Annotated in this window: 1 protein-coding gene and 1 pseudogene; both read right to left on the bottom strand. The window is 36.0% G+C overall.

Going from position 1 to position 1,636, the window contains the following annotated elements:
- The coding region (locus tag RB298_RS05120; protein WP_486046205.1) for a CitMHS family transporter at positions 1–1,213 on the bottom strand (1,213 nt) is incomplete at its 3' end.
- Between the two features lie 198 nt (positions 1,214–1,411).
- Positions 1,412–1,636, bottom strand: a pseudogene (locus RB298_RS05115) (response regulator); the annotation flags it as partial.

Raw genomic sequence — 1,636 nt, 5'->3', positions numbered from 1 at the left:
ATTCAATTCCTACCATTCCAATTAATAAGTGAGCTGCTGCTACCAAGGGACTTATCACGTGAACAGGTTGTCCTAAGATAGCAGCTCTTCCAATTTCAGCTGCGCTGATGCCATAACTTTCGGCAGCTTGAGCAATAATCGGCAATACGCCAAAATAAAAGGCATTATTAGACATAAAAAATGTAAAAGGAGCACTTAAAAATGCTACTACAACTGGCAAAAAAGGGCCCATTGTATCTGGGATTATTCCTACAAGTGTATTTGCCATAGCATCAATCATCTTTGTTCCAGACATAATTCCTGTAAAAATACCTGCTGCAATAACAATTGAAACAACGGCTACTGCATTATTTGCATGAGATGAAATTCGCTGCTGTTGATCTTTGATGTTTGGATAATTTATTAATAAAGCAATAGCGAACGCTATCATGAACAAAAGCATCAATGACATAAAGTCCATAATTAAGCACACCATAAGACTAACAGTAAGGAGAAAATTAAACCATACTAACTTAGGACGTCGATAGTCTGAATGTTGCGCTGTTCCCTCTAATTCATGTGCATGTGCAATTTCATTTGCAGAATGCTTAATATTGATAACTCCTAACCTTTTTCTTTCCCTTCTTCCAAGGACAACAGAAACAAACAGCACCCATAGAAGCCCAAAACCCATTACAGGTATTAAAGGCAAAAACAACTGAGACGAATCTAAATTTAATGAACTCATAGCCATAGCAGAAGCACCTCCCCACGGAGTCATATTCATGACTCCCATAGACAGCATCGCAACTCCCGCTAGGATAAGCGGATTCATTTCTAGGCGTTTATATAATGGAAGCAAAGAAGAGACCGTTATCATATAGGTAGTAGTTCCATCACCATCTAAAGCAACCATCATTGAAAGAACAGCAGTTCCGACCACGATTTTTAGAGGATCTCCTTTTACAACCTTTAAAATGAAGGAAACGAGAGGGTCAAACAATCCTGAATCAATCATTAATCCAAAATATAAAATAGCAAATAAAATCATAATAGCTGTAGGAGCAATATCTTTTACACCCTCTAGCATCATAGGTCCCATTCCGCTAGCAAAACCACCTATTAAACCAAATATAATTGGAATAATGATAAGAGCAACCATTGGGGTAAGTCGCTTTGACATAATTAAATACATGAATACTGTAACCATTAAAAATCCTAATAAAGAAAGCACGGATATTTTTCCTCCTTTTTGATAACGTTTTCATTTTTTGTTTGCTACACGTTACTAAAAAGGTATCACTTGTTAAAGCAGGTTCATAGATAACCAACATAAGTTTAATATCTTTTATAAAAGTAATTTTTTTCATTTTTTTCATGCATCATTTCTACATAAAAACGAGATAGCGGACAAAGAACCGCTATCTCGTTTTTATGTAAAATTAGTTACTCGGTATTTCCGCTCAGGCCTCCCTACACTTCCATACACTATTTCCACCTGCATTTCTTTACAAGATACTAAATACTCTAAATACCTTCTCATTGTTGAATAACTGATACCTACTAGTTGAGCAAACTCATCTACATTTAAGCTCTGCTGAACTTCGCGAACTTTATCTCTTACTAAACGAAGAGTATGTTTATCAATCCCCTTAGG

Origin of the sequence: Priestia sp. BR_2, assembly GCF_041954005.1 — a bacterium.
Classification (GTDB): domain Bacteria; phylum Bacillota; class Bacilli; order Paenibacillales; family Paenibacillaceae; genus Paenibacillus_AQ; species Paenibacillus_AQ lautus_A.
This window is presented reverse-complemented; position numbering and strand designations above follow the sequence as displayed.